Origin of the sequence: Metamycoplasma auris, from assembly GCF_003253435.1 — a bacterium.
GTDB classification, from domain to species: domain Bacteria; phylum Bacillota_I; class Bacilli_A; order Mycoplasmatales; family Metamycoplasmataceae; genus Metamycoplasma; species Metamycoplasma auris.
Genome location: NZ_QKUB01000028.1, coordinates 1 through 1,615 on the forward strand (window position 1 = coordinate 1; position 1,615 = coordinate 1,615).

1 protein-coding gene is annotated in these 1,615 nt (G+C 27.3%); it reads left to right on the forward strand.

The genetic code is table 4. The annotated features are described in order from the left end of the window. On the forward strand, positions 1–1,600 hold a 1,600-nt coding region (locus BCF89_RS08800), incomplete at its 5' end, for a hypothetical protein (protein ID WP_170108366.1). Positions 1,601–1,615 lie beyond the last annotated feature (15 nt).

Below are 1,615 nucleotides of genomic sequence, written 5' to 3' on the forward strand. Positions count from 1 at the left end.
AGTTTTAACTGTGCCAAATTCAATTTTAATAAGTGATATTGTCTTCAAAGGAAGAATTGAACAAAATAATCTCCAAATTGAAAACAATGTAATAGTTAATTTTAAAACGAATGATGACGTTTCATTTTATCCATTTGTTTTACATCCGATAAGTGTGCAAAAAAATTACGTTTTGTGGTTTAGTCATACTCTTTTAATGTTTGAAAATTTAAGAGATTATATGTTTAAAAAAAGAGAACTAATATGAAAAGATTTTTATGAAAAATTTTTAATAGTCAATTTTACTTATGTAGACGGAGTACAAAAATTAGAACATTTTTCTGAAGATTTGTTGAATAAAAAAGTTTTTTTTGTTACACAAACATTAACTTCGAATTTTTCAAATATGGATGAGTCTAAACGTAAAGAATTTAAAGAAAAGATTTATAACGGGAATGACCCAAAACAATATTGTGATTTTCAAATTCACTCACTTTTAGATTCATTAACTAATGAAAAATTAAGAAGCATTGTTCGCATCATTATTTTAATGTTGAGTAAACACATTAGTTCAAGTTTTTGTTTTAAAGGTGGACTCACTGAAGAGCACGAACTTTATTTACCATTTTATTTAGAAAGAACGCTTGATAATAGTTATGCTATAAAGTCAAATTATTTTTTCTTTGACGATAAAGAAGGTGAATGAAAACCGAAGAAAAATATTTTAAATGAGCATAATGCTTTCTTATTGCATGACAAGGTTATCCAAATGCCAATCATCTTAGAAAAAATCAATGAAGTAAATATCTCAAATTCACCACTTGATTTTAATACAAGTAACAGTCATAATTTTAATTATTTATTTTGAAATCCTAGTTATTCAAAATTTCTATCTAATTATTTTAATATCCTAAATCCTGAAGTGGAATTTAGAACTGTAAAATCCCATGTTGTTGAACTTCCAGTAAAATCAAAAGCACCTGATTGAAGGGTTCGTTATGATAAAAAACCTGAACCTACAATAGGTATATTGCATTACGGAAAAGATAGCAATATTCTAGGTGATGGAACAAAACCAATATTTGGATCTGATTTAAGAACCTGATATGAAATATGAGATTACTTAGAAAAACGAAGCGATGAAACCTTGAAGGAAATATTAAGAAATGCTCCTTCTGGACGTTATATTATAAATAAAGCACATACCGAAGAAAAGGCGCAAGTACATAGAATAGATTTTAGAACTGAGTACCATAACCCTCCAGCTCATACTGGAAGAGGACCCTCAGGTGGGGGTACGGGATGAAGTCTATATTTTTCAAGAGAAGTAGCAAAATTCCCTATTTTATACGAAGAACAAATACCTTCAGGCGAAATCCCAAAAGTCAATTACATGTTTAAATCTAAACAAGATTTTACAGAAATTCAAAAAGATAAACAAAATCAATTTATAGATATTGTTTTTGAAATAAGTGAGGATAATTTCATTTTAGAACAAATAACTCTAAAATCCATCTTTGCAGACCATATTACAGTAAGGATAGATGGATATTTAGAAAAGAACTATAAATTAAATTATGAAGATAACAAATTAATATCAGAGACTACATTAATAATCTAAAAACTAAAAAATCTT